Annotated in this window: 17 protein-coding genes; 7 read left to right on the forward strand and 10 right to left on the reverse strand. The window is 38.7% G+C overall.

The genetic code is table 11. The annotated features are described in order from the left end of the window. Positions 1-54: 54 nt before the first annotated feature. Complete coding sequence (locus ACQ334_RS11665; RefSeq protein WP_430988395.1) at positions 55-2,550, reverse strand: TonB-dependent receptor domain-containing protein; 2,496 nt, start codon at positions 2,548-2,550, stop codon at positions 55-57. Between the two features lie 335 nt (positions 2,551-2,885). Beyond that, positions 2,886-3,224, reverse strand: coding sequence for a hypothetical protein (locus ACQ334_RS11670; protein ID WP_430988396.1), 339 nt, complete (start codon positions 3,222-3,224; stop codon positions 2,886-2,888). A gap of 214 nt (positions 3,225-3,438) precedes the next feature. Here ACQ334_RS11670 and ACQ334_RS11675 point away from each other — a divergent pair, with 214 nt between their 5' ends. From ACQ334_RS11675 to ACQ334_RS11685, 3 genes are all read left to right on the forward strand, one after another. Continuing rightward, entirely contained in the window at positions 3,439-3,930 is a 492-nt protein-coding gene (locus ACQ334_RS11675) for a biotin/lipoyl-containing protein (RefSeq protein WP_430988397.1), read from the forward strand. Between the two features lie 71 nt (positions 3,931-4,001). After that, positions 4,002-5,477: an acetyl-CoA carboxylase biotin carboxylase subunit gene (locus tag ACQ334_RS11680; RefSeq protein ID WP_430988398.1), complete on the forward strand. Its 1,476-nt coding sequence runs from the start codon at positions 4,002-4,004 to the stop codon at positions 5,475-5,477. A gap of 33 nt (positions 5,478-5,510) precedes the next feature. Continuing rightward, the gene (locus tag ACQ334_RS11685) at positions 5,511-7,052 is read left to right on the forward strand and encodes an acyl-CoA carboxylase subunit beta (protein WP_430988399.1); all 1,542 of its coding nucleotides are present in this window, start codon (positions 5,511-5,513) and stop codon (positions 7,050-7,052) included. A gap of 6 nt (positions 7,053-7,058) precedes the next feature. On the opposite strand, the gene ACQ334_RS11690 is transcribed toward ACQ334_RS11685, so the two are convergent. Together ACQ334_RS11690 and namA are read right to left on the reverse strand one after the other, a co-directional pair. After that, complete coding sequence (locus ACQ334_RS11690) at positions 7,059-8,945, reverse strand: AAA domain-containing protein (RefSeq protein ID WP_430988400.1); 1,887 nt, start codon at positions 8,943-8,945, stop codon at positions 7,059-7,061. A 129-nt stretch (positions 8,946-9,074) separates the two neighbouring features. Continuing rightward, positions 9,075-10,139: an NADPH dehydrogenase NamA gene (namA, locus tag ACQ334_RS11695; RefSeq protein WP_430988401.1), complete on the reverse strand. Its 1,065-nt coding sequence runs from the start codon at positions 10,137-10,139 to the stop codon at positions 9,075-9,077. 233 nt (positions 10,140-10,372) lie between these two features. Between namA and ACQ334_RS11700 the strand changes: the two genes are divergently transcribed. From ACQ334_RS11700 to ACQ334_RS11710, 3 genes are all read left to right on the forward strand, one after another. Continuing rightward, entirely contained in the window at positions 10,373-10,807 is a 435-nt protein-coding gene (locus ACQ334_RS11700) for a hypothetical protein (RefSeq protein ID WP_430988402.1), read from the forward strand. A gap of 52 nt (positions 10,808-10,859) precedes the next feature. Then, entirely contained in the window at positions 10,860-13,616 is a 2,757-nt protein-coding gene (ppdK, locus tag ACQ334_RS11705) for a pyruvate, phosphate dikinase (RefSeq protein WP_430988403.1), read from the forward strand. A gap of 167 nt (positions 13,617-13,783) precedes the next feature. After that, a complete protein-coding gene (locus ACQ334_RS11710; RefSeq protein WP_430988404.1) occupies positions 13,784-14,266 on the forward strand; it encodes a hypothetical protein in 483 nt (160 codons plus the stop codon). Here ACQ334_RS11710 and ACQ334_RS11715 read toward each other — a convergent pair whose 3' ends face one another. Further along, on the reverse strand, positions 14,267-14,956 hold the full coding sequence (locus ACQ334_RS11715; protein WP_430988405.1) for a response regulator transcription factor: 690 nt from the start codon (positions 14,954-14,956) through the stop codon (positions 14,267-14,269). Further along, positions 14,946-16,454, reverse strand: coding sequence for a sensor histidine kinase (locus ACQ334_RS11720; protein WP_430988406.1), 1,509 nt, complete (start codon positions 16,452-16,454; stop codon positions 14,946-14,948). The genes ACQ334_RS11715 and ACQ334_RS11720 overlap by 11 nt, the downstream gene beginning before the upstream one ends. Positions 16,455-16,584: 130 nt before the next feature. Here ACQ334_RS11720 and ACQ334_RS11725 point away from each other — a divergent pair, with 130 nt between their 5' ends. Further along, the gene (locus ACQ334_RS11725; RefSeq protein WP_430988407.1) at positions 16,585-17,304 is read left to right on the forward strand and encodes a GLPGLI family protein; all 720 of its coding nucleotides are present in this window, start codon (positions 16,585-16,587) and stop codon (positions 17,302-17,304) included. 55 nt (positions 17,305-17,359) lie between these two features. Here ACQ334_RS11725 and ACQ334_RS11730 read toward each other — a convergent pair whose 3' ends face one another. The 4 genes from ACQ334_RS11730 to ACQ334_RS11745 all read right to left on the reverse strand — a co-directional run bounded on the left by ACQ334_RS11730 (position 17,360) and on the right by ACQ334_RS11745 (position 20,067). After that, positions 17,360-17,851, reverse strand: coding sequence for a hypothetical protein (locus ACQ334_RS11730; RefSeq protein WP_430988408.1), 492 nt, complete (start codon positions 17,849-17,851; stop codon positions 17,360-17,362). Between the two features lie 12 nt (positions 17,852-17,863). Continuing rightward, the gene (locus tag ACQ334_RS11735; protein ID WP_430988409.1) at positions 17,864-18,649 is read right to left on the reverse strand and encodes a DUF6624 domain-containing protein; all 786 of its coding nucleotides are present in this window, start codon (positions 18,647-18,649) and stop codon (positions 17,864-17,866) included. Between the two features lie 107 nt (positions 18,650-18,756). After that, positions 18,757-19,338, reverse strand: a complete 582-nt coding sequence (locus ACQ334_RS11740) for a YdeI/OmpD-associated family protein (RefSeq protein ID WP_430988410.1) — start codon at positions 19,336-19,338, stop codon at positions 18,757-18,759. 108 nt (positions 19,339-19,446) lie between these two features. After that, complete coding sequence (locus ACQ334_RS11745; RefSeq protein WP_430988411.1) at positions 19,447-20,067, reverse strand: hypothetical protein; 621 nt, start codon at positions 20,065-20,067, stop codon at positions 19,447-19,449. Positions 20,068-20,146: the final 79 nt, after the last annotated feature.

Here is a 20,146-nt window from a genome sequence, read left to right on the forward strand (position 1 = left end):
GGCAGTAAAAACTGCCGGGGATCTTCTTCTATAACTATAAACTAAAACACATTATTAATTACCGGCGCCCACTCTTTGTTGTTCATCTTCTGTTGCAGATCTGCGGCGGCTCTGGCCTTGTTGTTTGCCAAAGCGGTAGGTAAAGTTTACTCCGTATTGCCTGTTATCCCAGCGGTTGCGGATATCAATATCCACAGTGCCGTATTGGGTAAGGCCATGGTATTTTTGAAAATTAAAAGGATCACGAGCATTTAAACGAAGGCTGCCTTTGCCTTTGAGTAAATTGTTTTTTGCCAGGCCAATACTCAATTGTCCCATTGGATAAGAGAGTGATAACTGCTCAATGGTTTTATAACGATAGAAGCCACTTAACTCTGCACTCCATCCTTTACCGATGGTAAAGTTGTTATTAACATTAAGGGTAAACGAAGTAAAAGCAAGGTCAAGATCAACTACTTCGGGCTTGCCCGTTTCATTACTGATATAGGTGCCGGTATAATGATTGCGGTATACATTGCCATATAAACTGCTGTTCCACCATTTTGTAAATTTTACCGGAGCGCTGATAGCAATACCTGCATTGGTATATTTGGCAATATTATCTGAGGTAAGAAAACCAATGATCTCTCCGCTGTTTCCTTTTTTACGATTAATGATCTGCGAAATAACATCTGTGGTGGTAGTATAATTCAATGTGGTATTTAACTTGCCCTTGTAACTATGCGTCAATTCATAGTTATAAGAAAACTGTGGTGTTAAATAAGGATTACCCTGGCGGTAACTTAAGGAATCCAAAAAGAAAGTAAAAGGATTCAGGTCCTGGTAATTAGGGCGCTGTAACCTTCTTCCTACTGAAGCTGTAAGTGAATTTTTTTCATTAATAGTATAGCTTGCAAATGCGGTAGGAAAGAGGCTGACATAATTCCTTTTTACCGACGAATTATCAATTGCCTGAACACCTTTTGTATTGGTGTTTTCTGCCCTCACACCGGTTTGCACATTCCATTTTTTAAATTGTTTGTTTACATTGATATAAGCGGCATTAACATTTTCGGTATACACAAAATGATTATTCCTTGCATCAGGCACCCATGTAGTACCTGCCTTACGTACATACTCAACCAGGTTATCAGATGTTACATAACTGGATTTAATTCCGGTCTCTAATCTCACTCCATTTTTATAAGTATGCACAAAATCAGATTTTAAAGAATAGATATCAATCACCGATGGCACATGGCCGTTTAAAAACATGGAGTCTGCTGTTTTATTATAATTACCATCAAAGAAACCGGTGCTCAGGTTTTGATCGGAAGTATTGTTGTAACGGGAATAATCCAGGTCGAGTGTTAACTCGGTGCCGGCGCTGTCAAAAGTATGCCTGAAATTAAAATTAGCACCAAAATTATTCCAGCTTAATTTATTGGTATTTTCTGTATTCAACCTGGAAAATGGCACACCATCTAATGTGGTATAAGTGGTGTTGGTTACCGGGTGTGGCCTTCCCGCAAATAAAAAACCATTCAATACAATGCCAAAACTATTTTTTTTATCGGGAGTAAAATCCAACCCGGTTTTTAAAGTGTAGTTATTATTTCTAAAACGGAAAAAGGTATTTACATTATTGATACTATCAATGGCTTTGTTATCCCTGTAATAACGGCTTACAATATTCAGTTCACCTCTTCCTTCACGATAATTGTATACACCATTGGTGAAGAAATTGATCTTATTCTTTTTGTAATTGTAGTTTACAGATACACTGGGCTTCCAGGTCATTTCTTCTGTCCCGTTTTTTCTGAATAAAGAATTGGTAGTGCCAACAGCGATGCTGCCATTAGAACCTTTTGCTTTATTCTTTTTTGTTTTGATGTTGATAAGCCCTGAATTACCTGATGCATCATATTTGGAAGAAGGATTGGTCATGATCTCTATCTGGTCTAATGCAGATGCAGGCAGATTACGTAATACGTTCGCAAGATCTGCACCCGAAAGATAAGTTGGTTTTCCATCCATCATAATAATTACACCCTGTTTTCCTTTAAGGCTGATGTTACCGTCATTATCTACTGTAACGCCCGGTGATTTTTCCAGCACTTCCAAAGCTGTAGCGCCTGCATTAGAAGGAGAAGCTTCTACATTCACCACCATGCGGTCGGGCTTTTGCTCGATGAATTGTTTATTGGAAACCACAGTTACTTCACTCAGCCCTTTTGCCTGTGGCAATAGTTTTGCGTCAGTAATAACTATTGCAGTATTAGCTGCATTTATTTCAACAGGTGATGTAATTTTTTTTGTAAAGCCTACAGCCGTGATGCTGACCAGGTATTTACCTTCCGGCAGTTTATCAAATGCAAAATTGCCGGCCTTATCACTTACCGCAATTTTTACCAGGCTTTTATCTGTTGCTTTTAATAATTGCACGGTAGCAGCATCTACTGCTTTATTCTCGTTGTTGGTAATAGTGCCCGATATTGAACCGGGCTTGGTTTGAGCTTGAACTGCAGCACTTGCCACCACAGCAATAAGCATGGTAATTAGTTGTTTCATGACTACTTTGTTTTGGTATACTTTATAAATTATGGCTGCACGAAACTGTTACAATAAGCAGGTATAGAAAACTTAAAACAGGATAAAGGGTAATAATTATTTATGGCAGGAAAAGTGTAAAAAAAAGACAAGGGTGTTTTGGTTGATACGGGTGACAGGCGGTAGCAGCCTGCATTACAGCACATCTGTATAAAAGGAAAAGTTGTATATGAAGAGAGTATCACAATTAAAAAAGCCGTGTCTTACATAATAGTAAAAAAAGCGATACACATATTTACCATTAATGAAGACACGGCCATGCCTGAACAAAACCTGTTATGCTTACATCCTTATTTTTATCGCTGATCCGATGTGAGTTTAATTTCGCCTACATCTGTATACTTCGCTGCTTCCACAATAATATTGGTTACTGTTACATCTTTGTACGGCTTAATAGCTTCTACATATAATTTCCAGTTGGCAGGTTTAACATCTAAAGAAAAAGCCCCTGCCGAAGGCACAATAGAAACGGTGTCTTTGTCGCTGATAGCCCATACCTTTTTTACCATATCCGCCGGCTTTATAGTACCATGGATACCGGATGTTTCATTTTGCAGAATAGTAAATGAACTGATGATCATGCAGGCACTGATAAGTACAAAGGCACTAAATACTATGATGATAAATTTTTTCATAACTACATTTGAATTAACCTCATTAACTGTTGTACAAAGTTCGGGCCGGTAAAGCAGAGAAATGTTCCATAATTAAGGAAATCATTTACATCATTCACATATTTATGGAATTATGGGTGCAATAAATTGAATCAATGGTTGTAAAAAACATTAAATGCAGCACTGCAAATAATAACTCAGAAATTAATTAACTTACAAGAAAATAGCTTGTTATATGGCAAACCTTAATGCAGCATTTAAAGTAAAGGCCAACGAATTTGAATTCTCTTTTAGTAAAGAGGAAATCGCCGCAGCAGACCTCATTAAAAAATCTCCTGGAGTATTTAATTGTATTGCAGCACATCAGTCGGTTAATGCAACATTGATAACTGCAGATGATACCGGAAAAAAATTAAGCATTGAAATAGACGGCGAAATTTACCAGGTAGAAATAAAAGATGAACTGGACCAGGTATTAGATAAAATGGGATTTGGTTTTACCGCTGCAAAACAGATCAAAGATATTAAAGCACCAATGCCGGGTATGGTTTTAGAAATTGCAGTAACCGAAGGGCAACAGGTAAATGAAGGTGATAAGGTGCTGATACTGGGTGCAATGAAGATGGAGAACAGTATCCTGATACCGGTGAATGCCACTATAAAAAATATAAAAGTAACAGCAGGGCAGGCGGTGGAAAAAGGACAGGTGTTGGTGGAGTTGGAGTGAGTTGAGAGTTGAGAGTTGAGAGTTGAGAGTTGAGAAAAAAATGGAGGCTAAATTAGAAGTAAAAAAATATTATGCAAAAAATATTAGTGGCTAACAGGGGGGAAATTGCTTTAAGGATCATGCGTACTATTCGTAAAATGGGGCTTCGGTCTGTTGCGGTATATTCAGACGTAGATAGAAATGCGCCGCATGTTTTATTTGCAGATGAAGCCGTTTGCATCGGGCCGGCGCCATCAGATCAATCTTACTTAAATGGCGATAAAATTATTGCTGTTTGTAAAGAACTTGGTGCAGATGCCATTCATCCCGGTTATGGTTTTTTAAGTGAGAATGCTGCGTTTGCACAAAAAGTAGAAGATGCTGGAATAAATTTTATAGGGCCAAGTCCTGCAGCTATGCGAATAATGGGTTCAAAACTGGCTGCAAAAGAATGTGTAAGTCATTATAATATTCCAATGGTGCCGGGCATAGATAAAGCCATTGAAGATGTAAATGTAGCTATACAAATAGCCGATAAGATCGGTTATCCCGTTTTAATAAAAGCTTCTGCAGGTGGTGGTGGCAAAGGAATGCGTGTGGTGGAAAAAGCAACTGATATGCAGGAACAAATGGAAAGGGCTATCAGTGAAGCTAAGGCCGCATTTGGTGATGGCGCTGTGTTCATTGAAAAATATGTCAGTTCACCACGACATATTGAAGTGCAGGTAGTGGCAGATAAGTTCGGCAATATCATTCACGGTTTTGAGAGGGAATGCAGCATACAACGCCGTCATCAAAAAGTAGTGGAAGAAACTCCTTCAGCCATCATGACTCCCGAACTAAGAGAAAAAATTGGCGACGCTGCTATTATGGTGGCAAAGTCCTGCAACTATACCAGCACGGGCACTGTAGAATTTTTAATGGACGAGCATTTGAATTTTTATTTTTTGGAAATGAATACACGCCTGCAGGTAGAACATGCTGTATCTGAAATGATCACAGGGCTTGATCTTGTGGAAGAACAAATAAAAATTGCAAGAGGTGAAAAATTAAGCTTCACACAAGATGATCTTGTGCTTAACGGGCATGCTATTGAATTGCGTGTATGTGCAGAAGACCCGCTGAATAATTTTTTACCTTCTATCGGTACACTTATTAAATATTCAAAACCAACAGGCGAGGGGATAAGGGTAGATGATGGTTATGAAGAAGGGATGGAAGTTTCTATTTATTACGATCCCATGATTGCGAAACTGGTGGTGCATGGTAAAACAAGAACAGAAGCCATCCAAAAAATGTTAGCGGCTATTAAAGAATATAAAATTGAAGGTGTTGCCACTACATTACCATTCGGCACTTTTGTGTTTGAGCATGAGGCTTTTTTTACCGGGCATTTCGATACCAATTTTGTAAAAAAATATTATACCCCCGAAGCGATAAAAGAAAAACAAAAAGCCAATGCAGCCATTGCGGCGGTTGTTGGCTTGCGGTATTATTTGGATCAGCAAAAGCTGATCAACCCGGTGGAGAATAAATCTACCAGTTGGAAAAGAAGGCTGGCACATTAAAATTAAAGAGCGATCAATAAAAGCATAACAGTGATGAAATCTAAAATTGCTATTTTAAAAGAAAAAACGGAAGCTGGTAAGTTAGGTGGTGGCGAAGAGAGAATTGCAGCACAACATCAGAAAGGAAAATTAACAGCCAGGGAACGGGTTGCCTTACTAATGGATCCCGGTTCTTTTGAAGAAGTAGGTGCATTAGTAATTCACCGTACCAAAGATTTTGGAATGGAAGAACAGCAGTTTTACGGTGATGGTGTTATTACCGGCTATGGCACTGTAAATGGCAAACTGGTATATGTATTTGCGCAGGACTTCACGGTATTTGGCGGAGCCTTATCAGAAACGCATGCTGAAAAAATTTGTAAGATAATGGACCTGGCAATGAAAACCGGTGCGCCAATGATAGGCATGAATGATTCCGGCGGCGCTCGTATACAGGAAGGCGTTAGGTCGCTGGGTGGCTATGCCGATATTTTTTACAGGAATGTGCAGGCATCAGGTGTTATTCCGCAGTTGTCGGCCATTATGGGGCCCTGTGCAGGAGGTGCTGTGTATTCTCCAGCTATCACAGATTTTACTATCATGGTAGAAAATACCAGCTATATGTTTGTTACCGGTCCCAATGTAGTGAAGACGGTTACTAACGAAGAAGTAAGTGCTGAAGCTTTAGGCGGTGCATCCACTCATGCAGTAAAATCTGGTGTAACCCATCTTACAGCAGCCAATGATATGGTATGCATAGAGCAACTGAAAAAACTACTGAGTTATATACCACAAAATTGTGAGGATGTACCGGTGAAATTACCGTACACATTAGCAGATGAAATGAGAGAGGAATTAGAAACGATCATTCCGGAAAGTACGAACCAGCCTTATGACATACGTGCAGTAATAGCAGGTATTTGTGATGCGGATTCTTTTTTTGAAATGCATAAAGAGTATGCAGAAAATATTGTGGTGGGTTTTGCAAGACTTGCAGGCAGAAGTATTGGCATTGTTGCCAATCAACCCATGAGCCTCGCAGGAGTACTGGATATTGACAGTTCAAAAAAAGGCGCCAGGTTTACAAGATTCTGCGATTGTTTTAATATTCCCTTGCTGGTATTGGTAGATGTGCCCGGCTTTTTACCCGGCACCGACCAGGAATGGAATGGCATTATCACCAACGGTGCAAAATTATTGTATGCGTTAAGCGAAGCAACGGTGCCACGTGTTACAGTGATCACCCGTAAAGCGTACGGTGGCGCCTATGATGTAATGAACTCCAAACATATTGGTGCAGATATGAATTTTGCATGGCCCACTGCAGAGATTGCAGTAATGGGAGCAAAAGGCGCCAGTGAAATTATTTTTAAAAAAGAAATTGCGGCTGCTGCAGACCCTGCACAGAAATTAGCGGAGAAAGAAGCAGAGTATGCTGAAAAATTTGCTACCCCTTATCTTGCTGCCGAAAGAGGTTTTATTGACGAAGTGATAGAACCAAAAGATACCCGTAAAAAACTCATCAAAGCTTTTGCTATGTTAGAAAATAAAGTAGCAAAACGGCCAAGGAAGAAACATGGCAATATACCATTGTAAGTTTTATTACAATTCAAACTCCCATACCGTTCTGTAAGTGCCGGATTGCTCAATATAAGTAAGGAAGGCATTGTAAAAAGCATCAGCACCAATTGTAGCACTGTCGCCAATTACAAATAATTGTTCTTTAGCTCTTGTGATAGCCACATTCATCCTGCGGTAATCTTTTAAAAACCCAATATCGCCATCGTCATTGCTTCTTACTAATGATAAAATAATAATTTCTTTTTCCTGCCCCTGGAAACTGTCAATGGTACTGATACGCATTGGCTTCGGTAAAATTTCTTTTGCTGCAGCTACCTGCCCGGCATAGGGAGAAATGAATGCCGTATGTAAGGGATCAAGATTTTCTGTTTCGATAATTTTTTGTACCACCTGTAACTCCCCCTCGTTTTGCAGACTGGTACCATCGTTGCCATGTTTTTCATTAAAGCCGGAGCCGGCAGTATCAATAAAAGTGATATGCGTTGCATTATTGGTGAGATGAGTGGCAGTTTGTAAAAGCCCTTCATAAAAATAATTGCTGCTGAAGCCGGCAATAGCTTCCCTCATACGATATTGAGTGTTCAATAAAAAAACATTATCTGCCGTTGCAATACTTACTTCTAAAATGGAACGGTTTAAACCAAGCCTCGCCGCTTCATTGCTCAAGACTGTTGGTGGCAATTGCAAATGATCGCCTGCCAGTACATATTTTTTTGCTAATGGAAAAATGGTCCATGCCAAAGGCTCAATACATTGCCCGGCTTCATCAATTACTAAAGTATGAAAGGAGAGGTGGTTGATCTTTGCATCATACAAACCAACCGGTGTACCTAGAATTACATCTGCTTCGGTATATAATTTTTCCTCATTGTATGCCTGTAATTTTTTTATTTCGGTTCTTATATTTTTTACTTCTTTAAATAAAAGATTGCGTTGTTCTCTTTCTGCTTTGCCAAAACTGCGTTTGTATTTCAGCGCCATCTTCCTGAATTCTTCAGCCCTTATTTTTAATTGCTTTATTTCCTTCAGTTGTTTGCTGTTGTTTAATTTCCCTTCGGGTGTATGCTGAAAAATGGTTTCATCTACTTTGCTGGTATTGCCTACACGTAACACTTTTAAGTTTTGTGCAATCAATCCTTTGGCAATATTATCTACGGCAGTATTGCTTGGTGCAGACACTAAAACTTTTTCTCCCAATCTTACCAATTGTACTATCGCTTCAACAAGAGTAGTGGTTTTTCCGGTGCCCGGCGGTCCGTGCACAATTATAATTTGTTCGTTGGCAGTAATGGCGGCAACAGCCTGTTGCTGGCTTTCATTTAAATTTTTATTATTGAAAGAAAGAGAAACTGCTGGTACAATGGCTATAATTTTTTCTTTTGCCGGATCACCATGCAATTGCTCAAATAATTCAAACAATTCTTTATTGCCTTCTAAATTATTCAGCACCGTTTTCATGATGGTGGTAGTGCGTTGATCGGGTGCTAATTTTATGCCTACACCATCATCCTCGATCCAATCAGGAAAATCCGGTGCAAACAAACGGAACTCCCCACTCTTGCCATCTAAATTTATTAATACCCCTTTCACCGGTTCTTCTCCCGAACAAAAACATTCAATGGCAGCGCCATCCTTAAACAAATTCATTTCCGGTGGAAAATTCAAACGGAAACTGATCTCCGGATAATCAGCATAACCGAAATTTTTCCTGGTTACAACGATAGGATGTAATGCAAGGCCTTCAGCCTTTAATGATTTTAAAGTATGTTGCTGATCAAGACTGTATCTTTTTACCTGCTCCTTTTCTTCCAGGTCGATACATTGTAATAAATTTTTTATCTGCGGATGCGTAACTGGCATAGCGTGAAAATAACAAGGATAGGGAGAATAAAAAAATAGATAAGACAAAGAGATTTTTACCATTCAGGCATTTGAGGCATTTAAGTCATATAGAAAAACATGAGTTTACTACATACCTTATATACTTTAAAGACCTTAAATGCTCTCTATGTCTTATATGGTTAATTTAAAATTGGTTTATCTTTTTGCTCTTACATATTGCACCGGCCATTCCACATCTTCATTCAATTCCTTAGCAGCGTGCAATGGAAAGTAAGGGTCACGTAATAATTCTCTTGCCATTAATATTACATCTGCCTTTTGCTGTTGTAAAATTTCTTCCGCCTGTGTTGCAGTGGTGATAATACCAACGGCACCAGTTGGCATTCCCGTTTGTTTTTTTATCGCTTCAGCAAAAGGCACCTGGTAACCCGGCCCCGCAGTAATTTTTGCAGTAGATGAAATACCCCCTGAAGAAGTATCGATCAGGTCAATACCTTTCTTTTGTAAGATCATCGCCAGTTGTACAGAATCCGCAATAGTCCAGCCACCCTCTGCCCAGTCGCTGGCAGAAATACGAACGAATATGGGGAGGTCTGCCGGCCATACTGTTTGTACTGCAGCAATAATTTCTATAAGAAATCTTACCCTGTTTTCAAAACTGCCGCCATATTCATCTGTACGCTGATTACTCAGGGGAGATAAAAACTCATTGATCAAATAACCATGTGCAGCATGTAATTCAATTACTTTATAACCTGCTTTTAAAGCACGGACTGCGGCTTGTTTAAAATCATTGATGGTTCCGGCAATTTCTTCCTTGGTTAATGCATCAGGTGCCAGGTCAGTATCATAAAAAGGAATAGCAGAGGGAGCCACGGTTTGCCAGTGATTATCACCCGACTTAATCTGTAAACCACCGTTCCATGGTAAGTCGCAACTGGCCTTTCGTCCTGCATGCGCCAGTTGTATACCTGCTACTGCACCATGCTGGTGTATGAAGGAAACGATAGCACTTAATTTTTCAATATGCTCATCTTTCCAGATACCCATATCGCCGTAGCTGATACGGCCTGCAGCATTTACTGCAGTGGCTTCCTGTATAATTAACGCAGCACCGCCAATGGCACGGCTGCCTAAATGTACCAAGTGCCAGTCGCTGGCAAAACCATCCACGCAGGAGTACTGGCACATAGGAGAGACCACGATCCTGTTTTTTAACGTAACACTCTTTAATGTTAAAGGCGAAAAAAGTAAACTCATTGTATTGACAGTTAAATAAGCTGATATAAACGATAGCAAAAATAAATTAAAAGTTGCAACACCAATTCACCGACGGTTTACGAAATCGGGTACTTTATCGGCAAAAAGCAGCTATAAAAATTAATCATTATCAGTTCAACAACTGACGTAACTCATATCCTTAATGCCGGTTAATTATCAATTTTAGCATCAGAAATATATAACCCAATTCACCACGATTAAACTTAAATACAATGAAAAAGGAATACTGGATCAATGTTAAACATGTAGATAACAGGTTGGTCATTTTTTTAAACGGAGAAACTATCTGGGACAGCGGAATTGTACGCAACGACCCTGACATGGATGAGTACATCAATATTACCGAACACCTGATACATCATATCAATCACTCTACAGAATTGATATTTGAAGGCTTTAATGATACTTATGATAGCGGCGATACTCCTGAAGGATTAAATCCCTGGCATTTTCAATACAGGGTATTTGAAAGAGTAGTGGATGCTTATGGAAAAGTAATTGGCGAAGAAAATATGCTGGCTCCTTATAATGAAAAGCACCTGTCTAATCCCAACATCAGGGCTATCAATAATTGCTACCAGATAGTAAGAAAAGATGGCGTATTTAAAGTGGTATCAAATTCTCTGTCACAAAATTTTTATAATTAGAAGTAGTAACGATTGCACATTATTTCTATACTCACAATTTCAATATTCAATTATGGCACAAATTAAAAAAGCCGCAAAGTATGTGTATTATTTTGGCGGAGGCAAGGCAGACGGAAACGAATCGATGAAAAACTTACTGGGTGGCAAAGGCGCTAACCTGGCAGAAATGGCGGGGCATCCCAAACTCCGCTTACCGGTTCCCCCGGGATTTACATTAACCACAGAAGTATGTACTTACTATTACAATAATAAAAAGAAATATCCGGCAGTACTGGATGCCCAGTTAAAAAAAGCATTAGCAGCTGTTGAAAAGGAAATGGGAAAAAAATTCGGCGATGTAAATAATCCATTGCTGGTATCTGTACGTTCCGGCGCAAGAAAATCGATGCCGGGTATGATGGAGACGGTATTGGATATTGGGCTGAATGAAAAAACTATTGAAGGAGTTATCAACCAATCAGGCGATGCCCGTTTTGCTTATGATGCTTATCGTCGTTTAATTATGATGTATGCCGATGTGGTAATGGAAAAAGCAGGCGGTATTGAACCCAAAGGTGGTAAAGGCATAAGAAAAGTATTGGACGAAAAATTAGAAAAGATAAAACATAAAAAGGGATATAAGTTTGATACCGATCTTACCATTAATGAATTAAAAGCATTGGTAAAAGATTTTAAAGCCACGGTATTAAAAGTATTAGGTAAACCATTTCCTGATGATCCCTATGAACAATTATGGGGCAGCATTGGTGCTGTGTTCAGCAGCTGGATGGGCAAACGTGCCTGCGAGTACCGCCGCATAGAAAAAATTCCTGACGAATGGGGTACTGCAGTAAATGTACAGGCCATGGTATTCGGTAATATGGGCGACAGCAGTGCAACAGGTGTTGCGTTTACAAGAAACCCCGGCAATGGAGAAAATAAATTTTATGGAGAATATTTAGTGAATGCACAAGGCGAAGATGTGGTGGCTGGCATCAGAACACCGGCGCCGGTAAATGAATATTCTAAAAATGATCAGAGCAGGCATCTGCCTACATTAGAATTTATAATGCCTGTTGCATACAAACAATTATTTGACATACAAAGAAGATTGGAAAAGCATTATAAAGACATGCAGGATATAGAGTTTACCATTGAAAAAGGAACGCTCTTTATGTTGCAGTGCCGTATTGGTAAACGTAATGGTGTTGCTGCTGTAAAAATGGCAAGCGATATGTATAATGAAAAACTGATTGATGCAAAAACTGCCATTAAAAGAGTGGCACCGAATCAATTGGTAGAATTATTATTGCCGATGTTAGATCCAAAAGAACAAGCCGCAACAAAAGCTATAGCTAAAGGTTTGCCTGCAGGCCCCGGTGGTGCAAAAGGCCGTGTGGTGTTCACTTCAAATGATGCTGTGGAATGGGCGGCCAAAGGAGAAAAAGTTATTTTGGTAAGAGAAGAAACTTCGCCTGAAGATGTTGATGGCATGCATAAATCACAAGCCATTCTTACTACAAAAGGCGGTATGACATCGCATGCGGCATTAGTAGCAAGAGGTTGGGGTAAATGCTGTATCGTAGGTTGTGCTGATATTGAAATTCATATTGAAACAAAATCTTTTAAAGCCAACGACGGTACATTTATTAAAGAAGGTGACTGGTTAAGTTTAGATGGCACAAAGGGGCTGGTGTATTTAGGAAGTATGGGTTTAGTGGATATTGACCTGGATAAAAACCTGGCGTATAAAAACCTGATGAAACTGGTAAACAAAACCAGGACGTTAAAAGTGCGTACTAATGCTGAAACCCCTGAAGATGCTGCACACGCAATGAAATTTGGTGCAGAAGGTATTGGCCTGTTCCGTACAGAGCATATGTTTTACGGCGAAGGCAGTGAACAGCCATTGTTCTTACTGCGTAAAATGATCATGAGCAAAACAGAACCTGAAAGGCGTAAAGCATTGAATGATCTTTTTGTTTTTGTGAAGAAAGATATTAAGGATACCATGGAAGTGATGAAAGGCTACCCGGTAACTATCCGCTTGCTTGATCCGCCATTGCATGAATTTGTACCGCATGATGTTTCCAAATTACAGGAACTAAGTAAAGAGCTGGGCATCAGTTTAAGTATGTTGCGCCGCAGGGTTTTGGCATTGCATGAAAATAATCCCATGCTCGGACATCGTGGTGTAAGGCTTGGCGTTAGTTATCCTGAAATTACTGAAATGCAGGTGAGGGCCATTTTTGAGGCTACAGCAGAAATACTGAAATCGGGTAAAAAAGCATTTCCTGAAATTATGGTACCCGTTACCTGCATCGAAAATGAACTGATCCATCAGAAAATAATTGTGGATAGGGTATATAAAGAAGTATGCGATAGTAAGAAGATGAAAAAGATACCTTACTTATATGGCACCATGATTGAAATACCGAGGGCCGCAATAAAGGCAGATAAGATGGCCGAAATAGCAGACTTCTTCAGCTTTGGTACCAACGACCTTACACAAATGAGTTTTGGTTTTAGCCGGGATGATGTGGGCGGATTTTTACCGAAGTATATGGACCTGAAAGTTTTGCCTGATGATCCTTTTCAAACCATTGACCAGGATGGCGTAGGGGAATTGGTTAAATTGGGTACCGACCGTGGCCGTAAAACAAAACCAAATTTAAAAGTAGGTATTTGCGGCGAGCATGGTGGCGATGCAGAAAGTGTGAAATTCTTTCACCGTGTAGGTATGAATTATGTAAGCTGTTCTCCTTTCAGAGTGCCGATTGCATTACTGGCTGCTGCACATGCGGCTATAGAATCCGGTAAAGGGAAATAAAATGATTTGCTATATAAAAAAGCACTGACTTGAAATTTAAGTTGGTGCTTTTTTTATATGCGCCACGTACCTGGACAGTAAAAAAATAAATTAATTTTTTAAAATACCCAAAGCATGGTATTGCATCCGCCATCAGAGTTTTTTACATTTACTCTAAAATTAAACGTATGAAAATAAAATCCTTCAGCAGGTTTATACAAGTGATATGCTTCATCTTTATGGTTACTTCATTTTGTAATGCACAAAGCTGCGATCCACTTAACAGTGCCCAGTTAAAAGAAAAATTAATTCAATTGGGTAACACGGTTAAAGACCTTACCACTACACCGGGTTCGGAAAAATATGAAGTAAAGTTCACCACACCTACCTTTGATGTACCGGTGGGTTTTGAGATCAGTCCCAGTACAAATTTCGTATGGCTTACTGTGTTTCTTGGTGCACCACGTGCAGATACCTCTGTAATGAATGCGGCATTGCTAAAACAAAACGGGGCCATTCAACCTTGCCAGTTCTATATCACGGCAAAGGGCAACCTTATGATGGGGCTGGCTGTTGAAAACAGGGGGCTTACCAATGCTATATTAAAAAGACATAGTGATAAGATAGTGGCTGATGTTGCTTCAACTGCCTCTTTCTGGCAGCAGAAATAATTACTCTATCACAAAGCGGTAGCCAATACCTTTAATGGTAATGATCTCCAGGGATGGGTCGTTGCGTAAATAACCACGTAGTTTAGTGATGTACACATCCAGGTTGCGGGAATTAAAAAAGTTATCATTGCCCCAGAGTAAATTCAAGATATCCCTGCGGTCGATGATACGGTCTTTATTTTCGTATAATAATTTTAATAGTTCACTTTCACGAAACGATAATTTTTTTTCATCGCCATTATCTTTCAGCACCTGCCGGCCTAAATGGAAAGTGTATTTACCGATCCTGATATCTTCTTTTTTGTCAGTCGCAATTCTTTCGCCATTGCGGTAGCGTAAGGCATTTTCAATACGGATGATCAGTTCTTCCATGCTGAATGGTTTGCGGATATAATCATTACCGCCCAATTGAAACCCTTTCACCAGGTCCTGCGTTTGTGTTTTAGCGGTAAGAAATAAAATCGACACGGCTTTATCAATAGCTCTTATCGCTTCTGCAATTTCAAAACCATCTTTATTAGGCAGCATTACATCAAGTACACAAACATCCGGGGTATTGCTTGTAAATAACGGCAATACTTTTTCACCATCTGTTTCCATCAGCACCTGGTAGCCTCTTGTTTCAAGACTTTCTTTTACGATCTTGCCTAAAAACAATTCGTCTTCGGCATATAGTATTTTAATGCTCATTTTCTTTAGGTAGTTGAATGGTGAATGCAGTGCCTTTTCCTTCCTCGCTCTTTACATCAATGGTGCCATTGTGTTGAGTAATGATATGTGCCACATAACTAAGGCCAAGACCATACCCTTTAACATTGTGTTTATCACCTGATGGCACCCGGAAAAATTTTTCGAATATTTTGTTGGTATAAGCAGCCGGTATGCCAATACCATTATCAGTTATTTTTAAAATAATGTTAGCTGCGGATGCATTGATATCAATGGTAACATGAGGGTCGGCCTTACTGTATTTTAGTGCATTGTCTAACAGGTTGTACACTACACTGGTGATATGCATTTTGTCGGCAGTTAAAGTAAAATCATCGCCGCTTGTATGTATATCAATAACTGCATGATGTTTTTCAAACTGTAAACGCATTGAATTTACCACTTCATTTACTAATTGCTTAATGTCAAATATTTCTTCTGTCAGTTCCACTTCATGCTTTTCAAACATGGACAATTTTAAAACCTTATCTACCAGTAAACCCAGCCTCTGTAATTCATTATTGGCAATGCTTAAATATTCCTGCGTACGTTCGGGGTTTTGCAGCGCATTAAAATTCTGCATCGCTTCAATAGCTACACCTACTGTACTGATAGGCGTTTTTAATTCGTGGGTGATATTGCCAATGAATTCATTTTTTATTGCTGTTAAACGGCGTTGCCTGTTTAAGTTCCTGTACAATAATAAAAATGTAAAGATGGTTACGCCTACCAAAAATAAAGAGAAGAGCAGGGGAGATAATATTTTTTTAAACAGGTAACCAAAAGTATTATCCAGTTGCAACTTATAAGTAACAGGATGTAAAAAACCTATGGATACCTCATCCATTTTTTCAACATCCTCCATCATGTCGTTCTGCGGAATATTATTTTTATTGGCTACAGCAAGAGGAATAACGGAAAAAGATTCCGGTAGTTTTTCTTCTTTGAATGATTTTTGAACTGCTGCAATAATATCACTGAGTTTTACAGAATCCTGGAGCGAATCAATACCGTATAAGATCTGTACAATCTTTCCCTTGCTGTCTGTTGCTGATGCTGTGGTTTGAATTTTCCCGCCATCATTGCGGTATAACACAGTAGAGTTATTTACTGACAATACCATTTTAGTTTTTTTAGTACTGTCTTTTTGCAGGCTGTCTGCAAGTTGCTGGCGCAATGCATTGGCAACACCAAGTACCTGCTCTTTAGATTTTTTTATCAGTATCGGATTATCCTCTCCGTTTTCGGTAAGCACTACTTTAATATCCGCATGTGAGCTGCTATCTTTTGTCATGGGAGGCAGGTGCAGTTTTTTGGCCTGCATTTCAAATATGGCAGTGCGAAATACAATGCCTGCCTTACTGGTAAGCAGCCTTTTCTCCCGGTCGTAATTATTTTTTATCCAGTATACCTGGAAGCCAACGATGATGAGTATCGTGGCAATCATTAATAAAGGATCGGCGATAATTTTCTTTTTCATATGTAACTACACAAATGTAAACCATAATGGCATTGGGTTTTACGGCATTAACCTTAATTAACGTTAATGCAAGGATGCTTAACCTCAAATGCCGGTGCCGGAAAATAGATTTGTATAAAATTAAAACATCATGAAAAAAATTATCGCCCTTTTAGTGGCCGCTGTAATGGTACAGTATAGTTCTGCACAGGTAAATGAAGGCAAAGTTGCCTACGACGAAACCATTGATATGCACCGCCGTATACCCAAAGAAAATGAACAGATGAAAGCGATGGTACCACAGTTTAGAACCAATAAATTTGAACTGAGTTTTGCCGATAATAAATCGCTGTACAAAGCTGCCGAAGAAGAACCCGACCTGAGCGAACAACAGGGTGGTGGTATAGTGATGCGCTTTGCAGGTAATGATAATATTTTTTATAAAGATTTTACCACGCAAACTACTATTGAAAAGAAAAACCTGATGGAAAAAGAATTTATAGTGGAAGATTCTATCCGCAATATTGCCTGGAAATTAGTGGATGGTGAAACGAAAACCATTGCCGGCCATATGTGTAAAAAAGCTACAGGTAAATCGCAGATGGGGTTGGATATGATTGCCTGGTATGCAGAAGATATTGCCTTATCATCGGGCCCTGCACAATTTGGCGGCTTGCCGGGTATGATCCTGGGCATGGATGTGAACCAGGGTGAATTTGTGTACACCGCAACTGCTATCGATAAGTCGGTTAAAAAAACTGACCTTAAAGCACCCACAAAAGGAAAAAAAGTTACGCCTGCAGAATTTGCAAAAGCAAGAAAAGAATTGATGGGGGATGGGAACGGGCCTGTAAGGATAGTAACGAATTAGGAGCTCCTGCTATTTTGTATTTATGTTGCGCCGGTATTTTTATTGGCGCAATTTTTTAATTTAATGCCTGGTAATCTTTAAGTACCATCTTAACATCTTTGTATTTCTTTCCATTGCTCCATAAATCCATTCCATAGTAAAAAAGTACTTTTTTATTTTTATGGTGTTCTATTTGTACATACTTCCTGGTATTAAATTGCCGCTTCAAAAAATAATCGCTGTCGATCTGCACAAAACTCTTATCAAGCAGTTTTGTTTTTATTACCTGGTAAATAACTTTGTCGTCTTTCGAAGTATCATTAATGTAATATACTGCTACCATAGCCCCAAGGCTATCTACGGTGCTATGCATTTTATCTTGTATTGGTTGGGGGAAGTTCGATGTGATAAAATTGTCTGCTGTATCAATATCTAAACTATCAAAAGCGTTAATCGTTTTCAGGTTTAAAATAGTATCAGTGTTATTGAGGTTAGTGGTACTACTATTATTGTTAGAGTTGCAACTTGAAAAAATGAATAAAAATACTACGTAAAAGATCTGTCTCATAACTTTTTAGTTTTATTTTTTGCTCAGCAATATTGTCAGTTCATAAACTTCTTTGCCTTCATCATTTAATGGAGGATCTGATAGTATATAACCTGGCTTTGAAAAAGTAAGTTGTTCTTTTAAAGTTTTCTTTTCAATAATAGCGATATAAAAACCATCGGCATTGGTGGTAGCTACAATTGCTGCACCAAATTTAATGCTTACTTCATCAATGGGGGATTGGTTTTTTTCAATTACAAAGCCGGTAATGACAACTTGATTTTTTGCAATTTTTTTTGCCGGCATATTATAAAGTAAACCCGGTTGAAGTGTAACTTCTGTAAGAGGTGTCAAGCCAATTTTTTTTCTCAGTGTGTTTACATTGAGCACATCTTTTATCGGGTAAAAATAAGATTTACCATTTGTGCTTACAGACCGCTGTGAACCATAAATCTGCAATTTCCCTTGCCGCATATTTACTCTATCCAGCAAGTAAGCGTATTGCGTGGGTTTTGCATTACTTTTTTCAACAGCTTTTTTTAACAAGTCAATGTATCTTACCTGGTACTCGATATCGGCATGCTGAACAACAAGGAAGAGTGTAAGATTTGCAGTTTTAGAAATTTGCTTTTCGCCTAACCAACCGTACTTGTCTAATATTGACGCTACGATCCTTATATTTTCAGCATCATTGCTGTTGATCAATTCCCATTGCTCATTTACCGGATTGGAATTATAACCATATTGCTGCTGAATGGAATCTAATTGATATCTTGGTTCCTGGTCTTTTTTATAAACAGCTTCTAATAGCTTGGTCAAACTATCTGATACAGGTTTGGTTTGGGCAAATAGCAAAGTAGATATACATGTTAATAGCAAGACGATGAATATTCTCATAAGTTTATTGGTAGTAAGCAGAGATCATGTTATTTTTTCTTGTACTTGTTGTCTTTCCATTTATTTGTTCCGGCTTCGCTGTCTGTAATAATTTCATACAATCTTTTCAATTGTGTGGCTTCCTGCTTTGCACTCATTACCCAATGCGTGGAAATTTTTTTATACGAAGCTGCCAGTGACTGAAAATAATGCCAGGCTTTTTTATTGGCTTTAAATTGTTTTTCAAAAGCCGGTGTAAATTTTACAGCCTCGCTTTCGTGGGCGTATATTTTAGAGTTTGCTTCTTTTCTTTTGTCAAAACTTGCAAGCCCTGCCGGTTGCATTAATCCTTGTTTTGTTAATGTTTCTATTTTTTTAATGTTAATGGCACTCCATATACTTGATGGTTTACGTTGTGTAAAACGAATCTGGTAACTGTCTTTATCAATTGAAGTACGAACGCCATCTATCCACCCAAAACAAAGTGCCTCGTCAACCGATTGCGACCAACTCATACTGGGATGGCCACTACCTACTTTATAAAAACCAACAATTAATTCGCTTTCTTTTTTATGATTCTTTTTCAGCCAGTTTCTGAAGTCGGATTGTTTTGCAAAAAATGTTGGAGCCATAGTTTATTATTTCAGATTTTGCAAAGTTAATACGGTAAATTTTTTAACGGTCACTGGTAATATTCAGGGTCATCAGATTTTACTTCTGAATATACCGGTTAGAACAGGTCATTTTTTACCCGTTTTAATATGTTCAAAATCTTCTGTTTTAGTAAAGTATTCCAAAAGTAAAACTAAAATGATAGTACTGGCAAATGTGATTTTCTGCATAACGGGTAACCAGACATAATGGCCCGAACCATATAGGTATAAGGTATAATAAAAAATAAGCAGGCAAATAATGCAGAGGAATTTAAACAGGTGCAGTTTTGTTTTTAAAATAAAAACAGTAATATAAAATATACTTACCAGGAATAATGTACTGGATAGCGTAACCATAATATCATGCAATGGAGTAACTATTAAAAAAGTACACAGCATGCCGGCAGCTCCCAGATATTTTATCATATTTGCGGCGCCCTTAGCCGGTATTCGCTTTGAAAATCCAATGAAAAATAGTGCAAAGCTTACTGCAAGAAAGATCATTCCTGCGTCGGCCCATATCCTGGCCGGATTAGCTGCACCATTCACCGCTTTTGCACCGAAAAGGTTGCTGATAAAATTTTTCGACCAGTTGAAGCCAACAGCATTTTTATCAAACAGCGAACCTCCGGGATAAACCATTGTAGCAACAAGAAGTAGTGATACCGAAATAATTATTCCCAATAGCACTGAATATTTTTTTAACATACAATACTTTTTATGAAGGTTTTATTTTGAAACTTATCTGAAATATTATTCTACACAGCTTATTTAAAACCAGCCACAC

Origin of the sequence: Ferruginibacter sp. SUN106 (assembly GCF_050611765.1) — a bacterium.
GTDB lineage: Bacteria > Bacteroidota > Bacteroidia > Chitinophagales > Chitinophagaceae > Ferruginibacter.

Bases quoted from the DNA above. Each gene is read 5' to 3' on its own strand.
- ACQ334_RS11665 (WP_430988395.1), bottom strand. From the start codon at position 2,550: ATGAAACAACTAATTACCATGCTTATTGCTGTGGTGGCAAGTGCTGCA.
- ACQ334_RS11670 (WP_430988396.1), bottom strand. From the start codon at position 3,224: ATGAAAAAATTTATCATCATAGTATTTAGTGCCTTTGTACTTATCAGT.
- ACQ334_RS11675 (WP_430988397.1), top strand. From the start codon at position 3,439: ATGGCAAACCTTAATGCAGCATTTAAAGTAAAGGCCAACGAATTTGAA.
- ACQ334_RS11680 (WP_430988398.1), top strand. From the start codon at position 4,002: ATGCAAAAAATATTAGTGGCTAACAGGGGGGAAATTGCTTTAAGGATC.
- ACQ334_RS11685 (WP_430988399.1), top strand. From the start codon at position 5,511: ATGAAATCTAAAATTGCTATTTTAAAAGAAAAAACGGAAGCTGGTAAG.
- namA (WP_430988401.1), bottom strand. From the start codon at position 10,139: ATGAGTTTACTTTTTTCGCCTTTAACATTAAAGAGTGTTACGTTAAAA.
- ACQ334_RS11700 (WP_430988402.1), top strand. From the start codon at position 10,373: ATGAAAAAGGAATACTGGATCAATGTTAAACATGTAGATAACAGGTTG.
- ppdK (WP_430988403.1), top strand. From the start codon at position 10,860: ATGGCACAAATTAAAAAAGCCGCAAAGTATGTGTATTATTTTGGCGGA.
- ACQ334_RS11710 (WP_430988404.1), top strand. From the start codon at position 13,784: ATGAAAATAAAATCCTTCAGCAGGTTTATACAAGTGATATGCTTCATC.
- ACQ334_RS11715 (WP_430988405.1), bottom strand. From the start codon at position 14,956: ATGAGCATTAAAATACTATATGCCGAAGACGAATTGTTTTTAGGCAAG.
- ACQ334_RS11720 (WP_430988406.1), bottom strand. From the start codon at position 16,454: ATGAAAAAGAAAATTATCGCCGATCCTTTATTAATGATTGCCACGATA.
- ACQ334_RS11725 (WP_430988407.1), top strand. From the start codon at position 16,585: ATGAAAAAAATTATCGCCCTTTTAGTGGCCGCTGTAATGGTACAGTAT.
- ACQ334_RS11730 (WP_430988408.1), bottom strand. From the start codon at position 17,851: ATGAGACAGATCTTTTACGTAGTATTTTTATTCATTTTTTCAAGTTGC.
- ACQ334_RS11740 (WP_430988410.1), bottom strand. From the start codon at position 19,338: ATGGCTCCAACATTTTTTGCAAAACAATCCGACTTCAGAAACTGGCTG.
- ACQ334_RS11745 (WP_430988411.1), bottom strand. From the start codon at position 20,067: ATGTTAAAAAAATATTCAGTGCTATTGGGAATAATTATTTCGGTATCA.